Genomic DNA, 17,029 nt, shown 5'->3' with positions numbered 1-17,029 from the left:
GCAAATACAAGTGACCTCGAGGCAAATACAAGTGACCTCGGGGCAAATACAAGTGACCTCGAGGCAAATACAAGTGAGTTGGATCTGGCTGAAGCACTTCAGGGGAAAATCAAACAACTTTCTCCAAAAGCAAGAAAAGACAAACTTTGGCTTATTCTTGTCTGGCTATGTGGCTTGCGTCCCTATAAAGCAGACGAACTGGCTCAGCTACTGAGTCGTGAAGAACGGTCTCTCAAACATAATCACCTGAGAGAACTCAGGGAAAAAGAAGGACTGATTGATTACCGATTCCCCGAGGTAGTGAACCACCCAGAGCAGGCCTATCAGACCACGGCAAAAGGCATTCAGTGGTTAAGGGATCAGGATATTTCCCTGACAACAGGCAATGTTGATGACGGATATTAATCCATTGCTCACTGGAAAGCCCGGATGCAGCCGCTGACTCTGGTAATCGGCGGGTAACCATTGATAAGGAGGTATTGGCCTGATGAGTGAACAGAAAGACCTGACGTTTGAATTTCGGGATGACTTCAAGCGGGTTGGCATTGCCGATAAGGTGATCACGCTGCTAACGACACCGATTGAAATATCTCCCATGGTGATTGATGGTGACTGGGGTACGGGTAAAACCGAGTTCTGCCAGAAGTTGATTCACAAGTTCAGATCGAAGCACGGAAGGTATCGGCTGGTTTATGTGGATGCGTTTCAGGCAGATCATGCGGATGATCCTCTGATGACCGTTCTGGCGGCTGTAGCAGGCGAGGCTCTCGAGGGAGAGGCGAAGAGAACCTTTCTGCAAAAGGCCATTCCTGTGGTGCGTTATGGCCTCCAAACGGCTTTCAAGGCCAGTGTGAGTCATGTGTTAAAGGAAAATGCCGACGATATTGCCGATGGCTTGGAAAAACACCTTCAGGACTCGGCAAACAAGGCCATTGATGCATCGGTGGCTGCCGTTCTGAAGGATCACGAAAAAGCCCAACAGAACCTCAAGGCCCTGCAAGCCACGCTGGCCGACCAGGTTACTGCAGATTCTCCGATTGTCATCTTTATTGACGAGCTGGATCGTTGCCGACCTGACTTTGCTGTACAGATGCTGGAGGTGATCAAACACACCTTTGATGTGGTGAATGTGAAATTTGTGTTGGTGACCAATACCAAACAACTCCGTGCCGCCATCAACCACCGTTATGGGCCTTTGGTGGATGCCCAGCGATACCTCGACAAATTCCTGAAATTCAGTGTCCGATTGCCTGCAGATGTTAGTGGGCGTGTCGGCTATGGTTATGGTGAAAACCGGTTGTTGGCTTCTGTTAAGCATTACTCCAACCTGGTGTCATCCAGTGGGATCTTGGCAGGTACCGGACTGGGTCAAACTGACAAAGAGTACTTTACGTTTGCCAGTGAGTTAATTCAGGTAAATCAGCTGTCACTGAGACAAGTTGAGACTTTTACGAGATATCTTGAGGTTTACCATTCACTTAGTCGGGGATTGGCACCGGATGAAACCGCTGGATTACGGTTGTTAAGACTCTTTGGTGTTTTTGTGTCCTGCTTTAGCCCCGATGTGTATGACAATATTCAATCAGGGTGTACAAACGCTGATGTTATCGCGCCGTTGTTGGGAGTCCCGACACTGCTGCCTGACAATGAGGAGACATACCATTACTCCAGAAAGCTGGCTGTGATCATCGGTTTACAGCTGGTACAGAACAGTGCATTCAACGCCGAGCATTTTATGTTCGAAAGCGAGGATTCTCAGGAATGCTGGAAAAAGGTTTTGACTACTATTTTGGAAACAGAAGTGTTCTTAGTGATATCTGGCAACCTGTCAAAGAGGTTTTCTCTGTGTTAAGCCTGTCATCCCGGTAGTAAATATGAATTCGGAGTTAAACCAGCAACAAAGGCTTGTTGGAATCAACGATGGAAATTAAATTCTTTCAGTTACGCAACATTGGGCAGCTTCGAGCCGCTGGATATTCTGTTAGCCCCGACAGAAAAACGGTCGTCCAACGTGACGGTTCTGGTTGGTAACAATGGTGCTGGTAAAACCACCATGCTGAATGCGCTGGCTTATGCACTGAGCTGGCTGGTTGCGCGCGCTGGTATCTATATGGATGCTATTCAGGAAGGTGAACTGACACAGGAATTGGTTTCTGCAGGTCAGTCACCGTGCCGAAGCCACGCTCAAGGCCGTTAATCTGGGGTTGGTGAACCCATCAGATAGGCTGTGATGCGTGGCAGGCCTTGATGGTGGTTAGCCCTGCAGCCACTGGGTGGCCTGGTCTTGAGTGGGTACGCCACCTTTGTGTACGACTGTTTCGTCGATAACGACCGCAGGGGTCGACATAACGCCATAAGCCATAATCTGTGGCAGGTCTTCAATTTTCTCAATCTTGACCTCTATTCCCAGCGCCTGGGCGCTGTCTGCCAGCACTTGTACGGTGTTTTTGCATTTGGCACAGCCGGTGCCCAGTACTTTGATGTTTTTCATCGACAACCTCTTTTATAAAAGAAATAACACACTGTTAAAAATCCAGCCAATGACAGTAAAAGACACCAGCAACATAGCGAACAGAATCGCCAGCAAGCGCCACTGCATGACCTGTTTGAGTAATACAAATTCGGGGAAACTGGCAGCGACGGTGCTCATGCAAAACGCCAGGGTTGTGCCAATCGGCAAGCCGTTGGTGATCAGGCTTTCCATCACCGGAATGACGCCGGTGGCGTTGGAATATAATGGAATGCCAACCAGCACGGCGGCAGGCACTGTCCACCATTGGCCAGCGCCGAGGTGCTGTTCGATCCAGCCATCGGGGACAAAACCGTGCAGCGCAGCGCCCAGACCAACACCGATAATCACCCATTTCCAGACTCGGGCAAAAATCTCCAGGGTCTCGGTTTTGGCGAACAGGTGGCGGTCATGGAATGACATAACTTGAACTTCAGCTGAGTTGTCGTTGCCGGTTTGCTGGGCGCGGCCATTTGCCAGCGCTTTGGCAGCAAAGGACTGCAGCCAGCGTTCGGCGCGGATGCTGTCGAGAAACAGCCCGCCGAGCATACCCACAATCATGCCGACCACGACGTAAAGGACGGTGAATTTCCAGCCCAGCAGGCTGAGCAGTAACAGAACCGCGACTTCGTTGATCAGCGGGGAGGTAATCAGAAACGACATGGTAATCCCGACCGGAATACCGGCGGAGGTAAAGCCGAGAAACACGGGAATACTGGAACAGGAGCAGAACGGAGTAATCGCTCCAAAGCCGGAACCCAGCAAATAGCCAATGCCGCGATTTTTACCCGCCAGATAATCACGCACTTGCTCGACATTCAGTGAGGCGCGTAACAGGGCGATGATGTAAATCAGCACCAGCAAGAGTGCAAAGATCTTGCTGACGTCTTCGACAAAGAAATGTAACGCATCCCCGAGTTTGGTCTCGGGCAGGAAGCCCAGCAGGTCGTAGATCAACCAGCTGGCGAAATCGGTGAATATCTGGAACATCGTGCGCTCTCTTGCGTGTGTCTGTTACTGAAGACGCATGGGCCAGCAAAAGGATGCAGGTTTTTTTTTATAACTGTTTATGGTTGATATCTTATGGATCATGCCGCGGTCAGATTGTGGCTTCTGGCTCAAGCCGGATGACGTCAGTTGGAGGACGACGGCCGACGATGGCTGCAAACCTTGCCCTGTTCATCAAACTGGACATGACAGTGTTCAACCAGCGAGTGACGCAGCCGCTGGCGTGCGCGTAACAGGCGGGCCTTGGCTGCCGACAGGCTGATCCCTGCGCTGGTGGCGTAGGATTTCACCGTCTGGTTATTGAGGTCGCAATATTCCAGTATCTCCCTGTCTGTGGTATTCAGACGGGCGAGATTACGGCTCAGACATTCCGAGAGCAGATCGATATCATCCAGCTCCGGGGTCGAGTCCGGCTGTGGTATATCTTCCGGCAACTCGCTCAGTGGATGTTGTCGGCGATGATTATCAATAATGACGTTGCGGGCAACACGAAACATCCAGGCACGGGGCTGTTGTACGGCGCAGAACCTGGCACCTTGTTGCAGTGTACGCAGCAGTACTTCTTGCAGCAGGTCATCTGCGATCGTTTTGTCGGTGACTCGTTGCTGTAAAAAAGCCCTGAGTTCTGCTTCGTGCTGCCGTATTGCCTGTAAAAGACATTCCAATGATGGTTACCCTGTGCAATAAGCCGTGTCAGCGGGGGGTGCGGGCGCTGGCGCGTGTTGTTCCGGGACGGGATATGCTACCACTCGACGATCGTTGGCGTCATCATCCTGCACCCCGTGGGTTGCCTTGTCACCTGGGCAGGGACTCTGTGTCTGGGCTGGCTGTTTTGCTTGTTATTTTGTTTGAGAGGTTGTTATGGCACTGGATATTTGGCTAACGTTTTTTACTGCCTGTTGGGTGATCAGTTTTTCTCCTGGCGCCGGAGCGGTGGCGTCGATGTCGAGCGGCTTGCAGTATGGGTTTCGTTACGGTTACTGGAATGTGATTGGGTTACAGCTGGCGCTGGTTGTACAAATCGGGGTGGTAGTGGCTGGCGTTGGTGCAGTGCTGGCGACGTCTGCCTGGGCCTTTGAGGTCATCAAGTGGTTTGGGGTGGGCTATCTGGTCTATCTGGGCTGGCTGCAATGGCACGCCACTCCGGCAAATCTGGATGACGAGGTGGAGCATGCCCGGGACACCCGGCGTGAATCACCAGCCAGACTGGTTCTGAAAGGTTTTTTGGTGAATATGAGTAACCCCAAAGCCATCGTATTTATACTGGCGGTGTTGCCGCAGTTCCTGAATACAGAGGCGGCTTTACCACTTCAGTATGGCGTTATGCTGATCACCATGGTGGCGGTAGATCTGGTGGTGATGGCGATTTACACCGGCCTGGCTGCGAAAGTATTACGTTACTTGCAATCACCGCGTCAGCAGCGTTTGTTAAATCGCAGCTTTGCGGTGATGTTTGTGGGTGCTGCATCGTTATTATCGACCGTGCATCGGGCCAGTTAATCGTCAGTCCGCGGTATCCAGTGTCGGGTAATCGGTATAACCGGCACTGCCGGGGCTGTAATAGGTGTTGTGGTCCCCTTCGTTCAAGGCGCTGCCGTTGCGTAACCGCTCCACCAGATCCGGGGTAGCAATGTAGTCACGGCCAAAGGCGACAGCATCAACCGTGTTGTCGGCCAGTAATTGGCTGGCGCTATCCGGGCTGAGGTTCATATTGCCAATCCAGGTGCCGTTGAAGCGTTTGCGTAGTTGGGGAGTCAGAGCATCGGTCTGGTTGAGGTCTTCGCGGCTGAAAATAAAAGCAATATCCCGCTGGTTGAGGGCATCAACCAGATAACCAAAAGTGGCTGCCGGGTCGTCATCGCCCATATCCTGGGTGTCGCATCCGGGCGACAAGTGAACCCCTACGCGGCTGGCTCCCCATACTGAAATCAGGGCATCGGTGGCTTCGAGCATAAAGCGGGCGCGGTGCTCAATCGGGCCGCCATAGGCATCGGTGCGCTGGTTGGTACTGGACTGCAGGAACTGATCCGGCAGATAGCCGTTGGCTCCATGTAATTCGACACCATCAAACCCGGCGGCTTTGGCGTTTTGGGCGGCTGTCCGGTAGGCCTCGATAATGGCGAGAATTTCATTGATTTCCAGTGCCCGCGGTACCGGGTAATCGACCTGGGGCCGCAGTAATCGCACGTGGCTGCGCAAGGCGACGGCGCTGGAAGATACCGGCGTTTCACCATTCAAATAATGCGGGTGTGATACCCGTCCGACATGCCACAGCTGGCAAACTATTTTACCGTCTGCTTGATGTACGGCCTCGGTAATGGGTTGCCAGGCCTTGACCTGCTCATCCGACCAGATCCCCGGGGTGTCCGGATAGCCGACCCCCATGGGCAAAATGGCGGTGGCTTCGCTGATGATCAGCCCGGCGCTGGCCCGCTGGCGGTAGTACTCGACCATCAGGGCGTTGGCGATACGGCCTGGTGCTCGACAGCGGGTCAGGGGTGACATAACGATACGGTTGTTGAGTGCCAGATCACCCATCTGGATGGTGTCGAACAGGCTGGACATGGTGTGATGCTCCTGCAAAGTGGAGATGAACAAGCGGTAAATAATAACCGGATAGGACTATGCAATAACCGCCCACAAGAAAACAGGACGGTAGGGGTACTGCGGCAAAAAGGTGTATTCCATTCGGTCAGATGCCGCTTTGTGGCAAATAGTGTGTTCTGTCGTGCTCCGTATCATTCTGCGGTTCATGACCGTGGTGCCGGATTTTCTGCGGTGAAGGCTGCGGTTAATGCGGCTGCAGTGTCGATATCGTGAACCACCCCGGGGTCTGCTACGACAACCCGGCGAACCTGCTGTTGATGGTGCTGCAGCACCTGCCGAGCGCCATTGTCTGCGGATAACTGCTGCAGCGCTGGCCAATAGTCACGACCAAACACCACCGGGTGACCCGGCTGGCCCTGATAGATCGGCCGCACAATCTGTTTCTCGCTGGCATACGGCAGCAACTGGCGCACCGAGGCGGGTTGCAGCGTCGGCATATCCCCCAGCATCAGGGCGAGGCTGTGTGATTGCTGCCATTGGCCGGATCTCTGAATGACGTCCAGCGCATCGGCGATACTGGCCCCCAGACCTTGTGCGGCATGGGGGGCATGGATGATCTGACAAGCGCCAGGAATCCCCAGCGCTTGGGGTGAGTCTTCCGGCCGAATCACCACCACCAGGTTGGCTAATGCCTGTTGCAGCTGGTGGAGGGTCTCGCCCAGCAAGGTTCTGCCGGTGATGGGCCAGTAGGCCATGCGTTTGTCTTCCGCGCCAAAGCGGCGGGAGTAACCAGCAGCCATGACCACTCCGAGCACGGCCGCTGGGTCAGAGCTGGTCACGGGACTGGCCTTTTTGCACTCGCACCACATCGGCCATCACCGCCAGGGCGATTTCAGCCGGAGTTTTGCTGCCCAGCGCCAAGCCGATGGGCATATGCAAGCGTTCCACCTGTTGGCTGCTCAAGCCACCTGAGCGCATCAGCCGGGCGGCGCGGGCATCAGAGGTGCGGCGGGAACCCATTACCCCAATATAAAAAGCCGGGGTTTTGACCGCCGCCATCATGGCGAGGTCATCAATACGAGGGTCGTGTGTCATCGCCACCACCGCAGTGGCGGCATGACACTGCCCGGCCTGGCGGATAAACGCCGATGGCATACGGGTGTCTAGGATAACCCCCGGCAGCTGAAAACCGAGGCGTTCTTCTTCCCGTGGTTCACAGACAATCACTTCATAACCCAGTGCGACCGCAAATTCAGCGCAGCAATGGGCGACGCTGGATAACCCGGCAATAATCAGGCGCGAGCTTGGGCCGATGTGGAGGCGTATGAGCTGGTCGAGCTGTTGCACCCGGCCGACCATTGCTGGCGGCGGCGTGATACAGCGATGGGTGTCCATAGTTAAGAGGGGAGTTAAGTGGGTGTCCGGAGTTGATTGGGTGTCCGGAATAGGCGTCAGAGCGGGTGGTCGGGCAGCGTCCAGGCACACTTCACGAATGGCTTGATGGCTACCAGACAAACACGCCAGCATCGCCTGAGCATGGGCCAGAGTATGGGGGTTATCGGGTTGCCAGTGTTCGACCAGTACCACCAGGGTGCCACCACAGGGCAACTGGACTTTGGCTTCGGTTCCAGCACTGGCATTAGTCGCGTTGGTATTCGTAGCGCTGGCATGAGCCTGAGCACCGGCACCGTAGGTCAGTACAGTCGCCGGTTGCGTAAACTCACCATCGAACAAACGTTCAAGAAAGTCCTCTTCAACACAACCACCCGATAACGAACCGAGATGCTCGGTCCGTTGGGTGGTATTGATACGGGCTGTCATCATCGCCCCTGGCTCTCGTGGCGACGAGCCAAAGGTTGATAACACGGTACAGAGCCAGACAGGTTCACCGCTGTGTAACCAGTCCAGCGCCTGCGCCACTACCTGTTGATCAAGATACGGCATCACCATGGTATTAAGCGCCGCCTCAGCTGTTGCCGGTACGCAGCTGGCCAGCAATTGGCAAGGTGCGAATACGTTGGCCTGTTGCGGCAAAAATGGCGTTACACAAGGCCGGAGCAATCGGTGGTACGCCAGGTTCACCGGCACCGCCAATAGGCACATCGAGGCGGTCATTCACCGCATGGATGTGAATCTCTTTCGGCACCTGACTGTGGCGAGGCACCAGATAATTGTGGAAATTATCCTGTTGTACCTTGCCGTCACCGGCGGTGATTTGCGTCATCATGGCAATGCCGACCCCCATGGCACAGGCGCCTTCCAGCTGCGAACGAATCCGCTCCGGATTGACCTGTGGGCCACAGTCAAAGGCGATATCGACGCGGTGAATGATGACTTCACCCTGTTCGCTGACCTCAACATCCATCACGACCGCCGCGTACGACATAAAGCTGTGGTGCACCGCCAGCCCCAAGGCGCGGCGTGCCGCAATACGGGTGCCGCCAGGCCAGTTGGCTTTACGGGTTGCGGTTTTGATGACATCGCGGTAGCGGGCAGTATCGATCGGGTAGCGTATCGGGTCTTCACGGTAGTTCCAGGGTTCATTCTGATTGCGCGGGTCAATCTGACGGTCTGGCCCTAACAACTCCAGCAAAAAGTCACGGTGATCCTTACCGGCTTTATGAGCCAGCTCGGCAACAAAGCTCTGGATCGCAAAAGCATGGGGGATGTTATACACCGAGCGGAACCAGCCAATACGCACGTGGGCCATGGCTTCGCCGGTTTCTTGCTGGATCGCCGGAATATCAAACGGCATATTGCGCACACCCATGGCCAGCTCAATATCGGACATGTGGCCGCTATCGGGGCCAAACAGTGACTTGATGCTGGGTGACAACGAGCGATGTAACCAGCCAGTGACCTCGCTCTCTTTGTTAAATGAGGCTTCGAGTCGGTCGACCGATACCGTATGGAAAAAGCTGTGGTGCAAGTCGTCTTCCCGGCTCCACTGCACCCGGACTGGACGGCCGTCCATGATTTGCGACAGGTCGGCGGCTTCAAAAACGAAATCCGGCTTGGCTTTGCGGCCAAAGCCCCCACCCAGCAAGGTGGCGTGTACGGTGACGTTGTCAGCTTCCAGAGACAAACGTTTGGCAAGGCCATCACGGGCCGCTTGCGGGTTTTGAACCGGCCCCCAGGCTTCGACCCGACCGTCCTTGATGTGGGCAATGGCAACAGGTGGTTCCATCGGAGCTTGCGCCATATGCGGCGAATAATAGCTGGCTTCAAAGCGCTGGTCGGCACTGTTCAGTGCTTGCTGGATATCTCCTTGGGTACGGACGACTTTGCCGGGTTTTAATGACTCGGCTTCCATCGCTGCTTTGAAGGCAACGGAGTCGTAAGCGGCATTATCACCGGCGCTGCTGTTGTCCCAGGTGATCGTCAGCGCCTTGCGGCCACTGAGTGCCGCCCAGGTGCTGTTTGCGATGACGGCCACACCACCCAATGGCGAAAAGGCCGAAGCGATGCTGGCGGTGGGTAGCTGCACGACTTTGACCACGCCGGGCACCTGTAAGGCGGCGCTATCGTCGACTGATTGGATACTGGCACCGTATACCGGTGGTCGGGCAATCACCGCAAACAGCATGTTGTCGAGGATAACATCGGCACCGTAAATGGCTTTGCCAGAGACAATATCGCGGCCATCAATGGCCATTGGCTGACCGGCTTTTTCCGTAGTGCCCGGTGGCAACTGATCGGGTTGTTTGTTGATGTAGCGCCACTGCTCCCGGGTTTTCAAGCGCAGGAACTGGCGCTCCGGAACCGGCAGCTCAGAGGCCGTGGTTGCCAGCTCACCAAACGACAATGCTCGGCCGCTCGGGGTATGAATTACCTGATGGACGGTGGTCGTGCAGTCGCTGACCGGGACTTGCCAATGTTGTGCGGCGGCCTGTTCCAGCATGGTACGGGCGGCAGCACCACAGCGGCGCAGCGGCTCAAAAAAGTGGCGCATGGAGCGTGAGCCATCGGTATTCTGGTTGCCGTAACGGGCTTCGTCGGCATCGGCTTGCATAACTTTGACAGAGGACCAGTCAGCGCCCATTTCATCTGCAATTACCATCACCAGACTGGTGCGGATACCCTGACCCATTTCGGCCCGGTGGTTAATGATAGTGACTGAGCCGTCCACAGCGATGCTGATAAACACATTGGGGTTGTCGACCCAGCCATGGGGCATGGCATCGGCACCGTATTTTGGGGCCTCGTCCTCGGCTGCAACGGCCAGATCCCAGCGGGCAGCGAGTACCAGTGCACCAGCGGCTCCCAGACCTTTGAGTAAACCTCGACGACTGACATTGGCGAGCAATAACGGGTCGGTTGTGGTTGAGGTGCTCATGCCTTTACCTCCGTGTATAACGCTGCACGGTGAATGGCCTTGCGAATACGCGGGTAAGTGCCGCAGCGGCAGATATTGCCGTTCATGGCATTGGTGATGTCCTTGTCGGTGGGCTTGGGGTTGGACTTCAGCAAGGCTACCGCACTCATGATCTGACCACACTGGCAGTAGCCACACTGGGCAACGGCTTCGTCCATCCAGGCATCCTGCACTCGTTGGCCAACGGCATCATTTTCCATCGCTTCGATGGTAGTGATGTGTTTGCCCGCCGCGTAGCTGACCGGCGTTGCGCAGGATCGAATCGGGTTACCATCGAGATGGACGGTGCAAGCGCCACACAGCGCCATGCCACAACCAAACCGTGTGCCTGTCATTTGTAATGTATCGCGCAACACCCAGAGAATCGGCGTATCGGCCGCTACCTCCAGCTGTTGTGGTGTGCCATTGATGGTCAGAGAGATCATGCTGGGTCCCTATACAAGTTCATTAAAAACAGTGAGCTTTACACGCTGGTCAGGCGCCATGGCGAGTCGGACAGAAATGGCATGGAGCAGCTGCGATCGGTATGACGAAGATAGTGATCAAGTGTTCAAAAATGGCCACATATGTCATTTATTGATCTATGTTCGTATAAAACCGTGTGGTTTTTATTGCATGGAGGACGGTTTGATGAACTGATCGTTCGATCACTTTGATTGCAAACCGGGCTATCTGTTAAGAGGATCGAGAGGACTGTGCCTGTATCAAGCATAAGGGCCGGGATACCTGGTGATTGACCAGTACCCCGTCAGTTCACAGGGGTTCAGGCTTCGCTACATTCACCGCAAATGGCAACCGCGATGTGAGCTCGAATGGTGTCGGCACTGCAACCGCTTGCCAGCAGCCAGTGTAATTTGGCAAAGGCCGCTTCCAGCGTCAGATCGGCACCACTGATCACCCCAATGCGATTGAGTGTTGCCCCGGTGGCGTAGGTGCCCTGGATCACTCGACCATGCTGGCACTGACTCAGGTTCAGAATCACCACACCGCGCTGGCTGGCGTCTGCCAGTGCATCGATCAGAGCCTGATTATTGTCGGGGGGATTTCCCATGCCGTAACTGCGTAAGATCACGGCTTTTACCGCCGGACAATCCACAACGGCCTGAACCATCCCGGCGCTGATTCCGGGGTACAGCGTCAGCACCGTAACAGCGTCGGGCTGAAATTCTGGCAAGGACTGTGCTGTTGGCCCTGTTGGTTTGTGGAGCGGTAACGGGGTGGCTGAGGGTGTTATGCCAGAGGTTGATAGCGGTGCTGATACAAGTGCTGATGCCGGAGAAAATTGACAGCCGGTGCTGGTACCCTGGTTCTCGTTATCGCTACAAGAGACGGTGCCCAGCCAGGGATAATTGGGGGAATCAAAGGCCGCCATGGCGGTGGCGCTGACCTTTACACTGCGGTTGCCCCGTAAAATCCGGCCATGGAAACAAATATAAACCTCCGGCAAGGCATCCGAGGCGGCCAGTAACAGACTGTGGCAGAGGTTATCCACGCCGTCGCTATCGGTTTCAACCAAAGGAATCTGGGAGCCGGTAATAACCACCGGTTTGTTGATGGCATCCAGCATAAACGACAGGGCAGAGGCGGTATAAGCCATGGTGTCGGTGCCGTGCAAGATTACAAAACCGTCGTATTGCTGCCAGTGTTGTTGCAGCGGCCGAGCGATCCGGAGCCAGTCGGCTGGCGTCAGATTGGCGCTGTCGATCAGGGTGTCCAGTTCCAGTACGTCATAGAGTGGTAATGCTGGATAACAATGGGCAGGCAGGTATTGCCCCAGTTGGTCGCCAAAGCCTGTGACCGGGTGGTAACCCTGTTCCCCCAGCGCCATGCCAATGGTGCCGCCGGTATATATAATGAGCAGGCGTTTGTTCATCGTGAACTCTCGTCAGTGGTGATCTGGCGGCTCTGGTGTTGCTGTTGTGCTGCGGTAATTTGCGACATATTCACTTCGATCCAGTCGGCCAGCGTGGCCACCAGGCGTGCGATTTCTTCGCCGCTGGTTGTCAGGCTGTATTCTACATGAGGCGGTACCACCGGATAGGCAATCCGTTCAATAAAGCCATCCTGCTCCAGTGCCTGCAGGCTCTGGGCCAGCATTTTTTCACTGACGCCCCCGATGCGTTTGCGGAGTTCACTGAACCGGTGTGTTCCATCGCGCAGGGAGATCAGTATCAACACCCCCCAGCGGCTACACACGTGTTTGAGTACATCCCTTGACGGGCAAGGGCTGGCGAACAGGTTGCCGGTTCTTAACTGTTCGGTAAGGGGGAGATCCTGGTCGATAGAGGTGCTCGATTCTGTATTTGTCATGATGTATTTCCATACTTACCTTTTTGTTGGTACTTACTTAAAGTTAGCATTGGGGCTAGCCTGTTGTCACTCGATGAATAATCGCCAACCAAAAAAGAGGAATAATCATGATTGTTGTAACAGGTGCATCTGGCCAGCTGGGCCGTCTGGTGATCGACGCATTGCTGCAAACACTGCCTGCGGCAGAGATTGTGGCGGCGGTACGCAACCCTGAAAAAGTGGCCGACCTGGCAGCTCTGGGGGTGGTCGTGAAAGCGGCAGATTATAGCCAGCCAGCGGCACTGACAGCGGCGTTTGAAGGTGCTGACAAGGTACTGCTGATTTCTTCCAGCGAAGTGGGGCAGCGTTTCCCCCAGCACCAGAATGTGATTGCTGCTGCACAGGCGGCAGGGGTTGGATTACTGGCGTACACCAGTATTCTGCATGCTGCCGAGTCACCGTTACCGCTGGCTCTGGAGCACCAGCAGACCGAGCAGGCGTTGGCCGAGTCCAATGTGCCGTATGTGTTACTGCGTAATGGCTGGTACACCGAAAACTATACCGCCAGCGTGCCGACGGCACTGGAGCACGGCGCAGTCTTCGGGTGTGCCGGGGAGGGGCGTATTGCCTCGGCAGCACGAGCGGATTACGCCGCTGCTGCCGCTGCTGTGTTGACATCCGCTGCGTCGCAGGCAGGCAAGGTCTATGAATTGGCGGGTGATAATGCCTACACGCTGACCGCGCTGGCGAGTGAGATTGCAACCCAGACTGGTAAGACCATTGTGTATCAGAATATGCCCGAAGCAGACTACGCTGCGGCCCTGATGGGGGCTGGTCTGCCCGATTATATCGCGACCCTGCTGGCGGAGTCGGATACCGGCGCATCAAAAGGCGGGTTGTTTGATGACAGCAAAACCCTGAGTCAACTGATTGGACGTCCGACCACACCGTTGGCAGAGATGGTCAAGGTAGCATTGGCTGTGTAGTCGGCCTTGCGTTGCCACGTTCTGGCGTGGCAACGCGGGCTGTACCTGGGGTTACTGGAATACCGCAACAGCCATAAAGCCTGCCAACCGCAGAGGACAGGGACTCTGCGGTTGCGCTGCTCTCACGGGAGCGTGAGGGATCGCTGACGGGCCAGGCTGCTGCTGCGTTGCAGCAAGGTGGATGCCGAGCTGGTACTGTCGGTGCCGGTACTGTCGGTGCTGGTACTGTCGGTGCTGGTGCTGGTCACGGTCGGAGCCTGGATCGATACCGTCATGGCCAGTCCGCTCACCGGGCTATCACTCACGGTCACGGTTTCCGGGTTGTTGAGGGTTGGATAGGCACCACAGGTTTCGCCATCGGTACAAATAACGTAGTCGACATCCACATCCGAACCGGCGTACAGCAGATAATCCCCTGCGCTGACGTTGGCCGAGAAACTGCCATCGCTGTTGGTGATGGCTTCTTCGATCACCTCGCCGCTGCTGTCGAGAAACAGCACGTATTGAATGGTCAGCTCGCCATCCCCGGTGACGGTACCAACGGTCATATTGGCCGTTAACGTCGTACTGCTGCCGGTATCGCTGGTGATGGTGATCTTGTCGGTGTAGTAGCCGTCGGCGAGGTCTGTGCGCGTTACGCTCACCAGGTAACTGCCAAAGCCCTGGTCATCAACACTGTCCGGAGTCACGGTCAGCCAGCTGCTGGTGGCGCTGACGCTGGTGATATTGGGTTCGCCACCACCAACATTGGACAGGGTAAAGCTGGCGCTGTCGTCCGTACCAATCACCAGTACTGACGGGCTGGTCTGCAGCAAGGCCGGGAGCGAGACGACGCCATTGTTGGCCAGTTCCCAGGCGGCGTTGACGGCTTTCAGGGCATTGATGCGGCCATAACCAAAGTAGTTGTCGTGGCCACTGTCACCAAGGTCATCACTGATACTGCCGCTGCTGATCAGGGTATCGAGCGTGTCAGGGTTCAAATCCGGATAAACAGCTTTCATCAGGGCGATCACACCCGCAACGTGTGGGGTCGCCATGGAAGTACCGTTGTAATAACCGTAGCTGCTTCGGCGGCTGCCAGTGCTGTCGTTGACCAGAGTGCTGAGGATACCGTCCTGGTAGCCGTCGTTGTTGAGGTCCTGATTAATGTTACCGCCAGGTGCCGCGAGGTCGAGGTGGCTGCCATAATTGGAATAATAGGTAATGTCATCGTCGGCATTGGTGGCACCGACAGCGATCACATTGTCGTAACCGGCGGGGTAGCTCACGCTGGAGCTGCCATCATTGCCCGAGGCGGCCACAATAATAACGCCAGCATCATGAATGGTGGTGATGGCGCTTTGCTCTGCCACTGAATAACTGCTGCCACCAAGGCTGAGATTGATGATATCGGCGGTCTGGTCTGGCACGGTGCCGCTGTCGTTACTGAGCCCGGCGGCGTAATACATCCCTTGCAGAATATCGTAGCTGGTACCGCCTTCAAGGCCCAGTGCCCGGATCGGCATGACCTTGGCATCCCAGGCAATACCGGCGACACCGAGGTCGTTATTGGTCGCTGCGGCCAGCGTACCGGCGACATGAGTGCCGTGCCAGGAGCTGAACCCGGTGGTGGTGCTATCGCCGGGATCATCCGGGTCGTTGTCGATGCCATCGCCGTCGTTCGAATTGCTGGTTGAGGAAATAAAATCGTAGCCGTCGCTGGTCAGCTGATCGCTCAGATCGCTGTGACTGAGATAGACGCCGGTATCCACGACGGCAACAATCACATCGATGCCATCGCTGCGTTCGCCAGTGGTCAGCTCCCATGCCAGCGGCAGGTCGATGGCGGTGTAGTGCCATTGTTCGTTGTAGCGAGGGTCGGTTGGCGTCGCGAAGGCGGTGCGCCAGTAGTTCGGCTCGGCCAGTAAGACATCATCCTGTTCAGCGACCTGTTTGACCGCCATCAGAGTGGCAAATTTTTCCTGGTAGTTGCCACTTTCGGCCGGGTGCTGCGAAGCGTTGGCTGCGAGCGTCATAACGCTGCTGTCGGAAGCATCAAAATTCATCAGCGCCGGACGTTGCTTGCCCTCGGTGCTGGTCGACAAGGTCTTGAGGCCACTGCTGGGCAGTTTGTTGCTGATCAGGTTACTGGCGGAAAGTTGGCTGTCTGGCTGCATCTGGATCAGCATCTGGCCACTGACAAAATCATTACCGATGGCGGTGCTGGCTCCGGTCGACGTCGACGAAGTGGCTATCGACATCACATATTTACTGGTGCCGGAATAGGCATACACACGAATATAGTAGTCGCCGCTTTCGGGTACCGTCAGGGTCTCGTAGGTTGATGTTGTGATGGAGGAGGCAACGTTATCGCCGTTTTCATCAATCAGCTGGAGGTCCACATCCCCGTTGTAGTAGGCACTGTCGTTGCTGTTGTCATCGACCACATGGACAACAATACGCTGGCCGGCTTGCAGGCTGACGCTGTAATAGTCGTTCTGGTCGCCGCTGTTACTGAAACGCTCCAGTGAAGACTCTCCCGATACCGCGCCACGGGTCCCATAACGGGTAACAAAGCCATGGACTGTCACCAGGTTGGTGATGGCCTGTGCAGTCTCGAGCGAATTATTGCTGCTGTAATCGGCGTAGATATCGTTGATGTCACTATCGACCGCCGTATTGCTGGCAGCACTGACGGTACCACTGACCGCATAGGTGGCTGTATCTGTTCCTGTGTCAGTACTCGTTGTGCTGTCTTCACTGATACCGCAGCCCGGCAGGGAAGCGATGGCAGCGACCAGCGTGATCAAATAAAGGGATAAACGTCGGGGCTGCATAACTTTCTCCGGGTGGTGCGTTGGCTGGTGATTGGGCAACAGGTCGGGCGTGAACGCTGGGATCGGGATATCAAGTCATCAAGCATAGTGCTGGATGGATAAACCTGCACACCAGGCACGGTTCATCAGGCACGGTTGATAATATCGAATTTATACCGTTCATTGTCATCCTGCCTGTACTGTTCTATACGGTTGTTGATTTAAGCTTGGCTGTTTGCTGTCAATGCCGGTCAGACCATGGCATTTTTTGACGCCCGAGGTTGTTCCCTGAGGTTTACCCGCGTCCAGCTGGGCGTAGAGTCTCGCTTGCACGAGCCTTCCATCTCGAGCCAATTCCATTGTCAATGGCCTTCTACGTCGAAAATCCAATCCCGCGTTTTCAATGAATAGCTCAGTGGTCTGTGATCGGGCAGTACGCGTTTGCAATCAATGGCGGTACCGTCGCGCATTTTTAGTGGCGAAGGTTGTCCCCCTGGTTGCACTCGCGCTAGTCTTTGAC

Annotated in this window: 15 protein-coding genes and 1 pseudogene; 5 read left to right on the top strand and 11 right to left on the bottom strand. The window is 55.4% G+C overall.

The features are described from left to right. From Q8W22_RS15510 to Q8W22_RS15500, 3 genes and pseudogenes are all read left to right on the top strand, one after another. Positions 1-405: pseudogene (locus Q8W22_RS15510) on the top strand (ATP-dependent DNA helicase RecG); the annotation flags it as partial. An 82-nt stretch (positions 406-487) separates the two neighbouring features. Then, positions 488-1,852, top strand: coding sequence for a P-loop NTPase fold protein (locus Q8W22_RS15505; protein WP_305452970.1), 1,365 nt, complete (start codon positions 488-490; stop codon positions 1,850-1,852). Positions 1,853-1,951: 99 nt separating this feature from the next. Continuing rightward, complete coding sequence (locus tag Q8W22_RS15500; protein ID WP_305452969.1) at positions 1,952-2,197, top strand: ATP-binding protein; 246 nt, start codon at positions 1,952-1,954, stop codon at positions 2,195-2,197. 57 nt (positions 2,198-2,254) lie between these two features. Here the strand turns inward: Q8W22_RS15500 and Q8W22_RS15495 are convergent, their stop codons facing one another. The 3 genes from Q8W22_RS15495 to Q8W22_RS15485 form a co-directional block, all read right to left on the bottom strand. Continuing rightward, positions 2,255-2,491 (bottom strand): thioredoxin family protein, encoded by a 237-nt coding sequence (locus tag Q8W22_RS15495; RefSeq protein ID WP_303431079.1) that lies wholly within the window; start codon positions 2,489-2,491, stop codon positions 2,255-2,257. A 12-nt stretch (positions 2,492-2,503) separates the two neighbouring features. After that, entirely contained in the window at positions 2,504-3,499 is a 996-nt protein-coding gene (locus Q8W22_RS15490; RefSeq protein WP_303431078.1) for a permease, read from the bottom strand. 143 nt (positions 3,500-3,642) lie between these two features. Continuing rightward, positions 3,643-4,182, bottom strand: coding sequence for a sigma-70 family RNA polymerase sigma factor (locus tag Q8W22_RS15485; RefSeq protein WP_303431077.1), 540 nt, complete (start codon positions 4,180-4,182; stop codon positions 3,643-3,645). A gap of 196 nt (positions 4,183-4,378) precedes the next feature. On the opposite strand from Q8W22_RS15485, the gene Q8W22_RS15480 reads away from it, so the two are divergent. Beyond that, positions 4,379-5,017: a LysE family transporter gene (locus Q8W22_RS15480; protein WP_305452967.1), complete on the top strand. Its 639-nt coding sequence runs from the start codon at positions 4,379-4,381 to the stop codon at positions 5,015-5,017. 3 nt (positions 5,018-5,020) lie between these two features. Here the strand turns inward: Q8W22_RS15480 and Q8W22_RS15475 are convergent, their stop codons facing one another. The 7 genes from Q8W22_RS15475 to Q8W22_RS15445 all read right to left on the bottom strand — a co-directional run bounded on the left by Q8W22_RS15475 (position 5,021) and on the right by Q8W22_RS15445 (position 12,749). Then, positions 5,021-6,082 carry an alkene reductase gene (locus Q8W22_RS15475; RefSeq protein ID WP_305452966.1) on the bottom strand — a complete coding sequence of 354 codons (1,062 nt, stop codon included), beginning with the start codon at positions 6,080-6,082 and terminating at the stop codon, positions 5,021-5,023. A 185-nt stretch (positions 6,083-6,267) separates the two neighbouring features. Beyond that, complete coding sequence (locus tag Q8W22_RS15470; protein ID WP_303431074.1) at positions 6,268-6,864, bottom strand: nucleotidyltransferase family protein; 597 nt, start codon at positions 6,862-6,864, stop codon at positions 6,268-6,270. 25 nt (positions 6,865-6,889) lie between these two features. Beyond that, positions 6,890-8,014 (bottom strand): XdhC family protein, encoded by a 1,125-nt coding sequence (locus Q8W22_RS15465; RefSeq protein WP_370694182.1) that lies wholly within the window; start codon positions 8,012-8,014, stop codon positions 6,890-6,892. 16 nt (positions 8,015-8,030) lie between these two features. Continuing rightward, complete coding sequence (locus Q8W22_RS15460; protein ID WP_305452964.1) at positions 8,031-10,400, bottom strand: molybdopterin cofactor-binding domain-containing protein; 2,370 nt, start codon at positions 10,398-10,400, stop codon at positions 8,031-8,033. After that, positions 10,397-10,864, bottom strand: a complete 468-nt coding sequence (locus Q8W22_RS15455; protein WP_303431070.1) for a (2Fe-2S)-binding protein — start codon at positions 10,862-10,864, stop codon at positions 10,397-10,399. The genes Q8W22_RS15460 and Q8W22_RS15455 overlap by 4 nt, the downstream gene beginning before the upstream one ends. A 338-nt stretch (positions 10,865-11,202) precedes the next feature. Then, a complete protein-coding gene (locus Q8W22_RS15450; RefSeq protein ID WP_303431068.1) occupies positions 11,203-12,312 on the bottom strand; it encodes an asparaginase domain-containing protein in 1,110 nt (369 codons plus the stop codon). Beyond that, positions 12,309-12,749, bottom strand: a complete 441-nt coding sequence (locus Q8W22_RS15445; protein ID WP_305452961.1) for a helix-turn-helix domain-containing protein — start codon at positions 12,747-12,749, stop codon at positions 12,309-12,311. Before Q8W22_RS15445 ends, Q8W22_RS15450 begins: the two co-directional genes overlap by 4 nt. 107 nt (positions 12,750-12,856) lie before the next feature. Here Q8W22_RS15445 and Q8W22_RS15440 point away from each other — a divergent pair, with 107 nt between their 5' ends. Beyond that, positions 12,857-13,714, top strand: a complete 858-nt coding sequence (locus Q8W22_RS15440) for an SDR family oxidoreductase (RefSeq protein WP_303431065.1) — start codon at positions 12,857-12,859, stop codon at positions 13,712-13,714. A gap of 122 nt (positions 13,715-13,836) precedes the next feature. Here the strand turns inward: Q8W22_RS15440 and Q8W22_RS15435 are convergent, their stop codons facing one another. After that, on the bottom strand, positions 13,837-16,530 hold the full coding sequence (locus tag Q8W22_RS15435; RefSeq protein WP_305452958.1) for a S8 family serine peptidase: 2,694 nt from the start codon (positions 16,528-16,530) through the stop codon (positions 13,837-13,839). Between the last annotated feature and the right edge of the window lie 499 nt (positions 16,531-17,029).

Origin of the sequence: Oceanobacter sp. 1_MG-2023 (assembly GCF_030689025.1) — a bacterium.
In the GTDB taxonomy this organism is placed as follows: Bacteria; Pseudomonadota; Gammaproteobacteria; order Pseudomonadales; family Oceanobacteraceae; genus Oceanobacter.
Note: the sequence above shows the minus strand (reverse complement) of the source record. Positions and strands in the feature narration are given on the sequence as shown.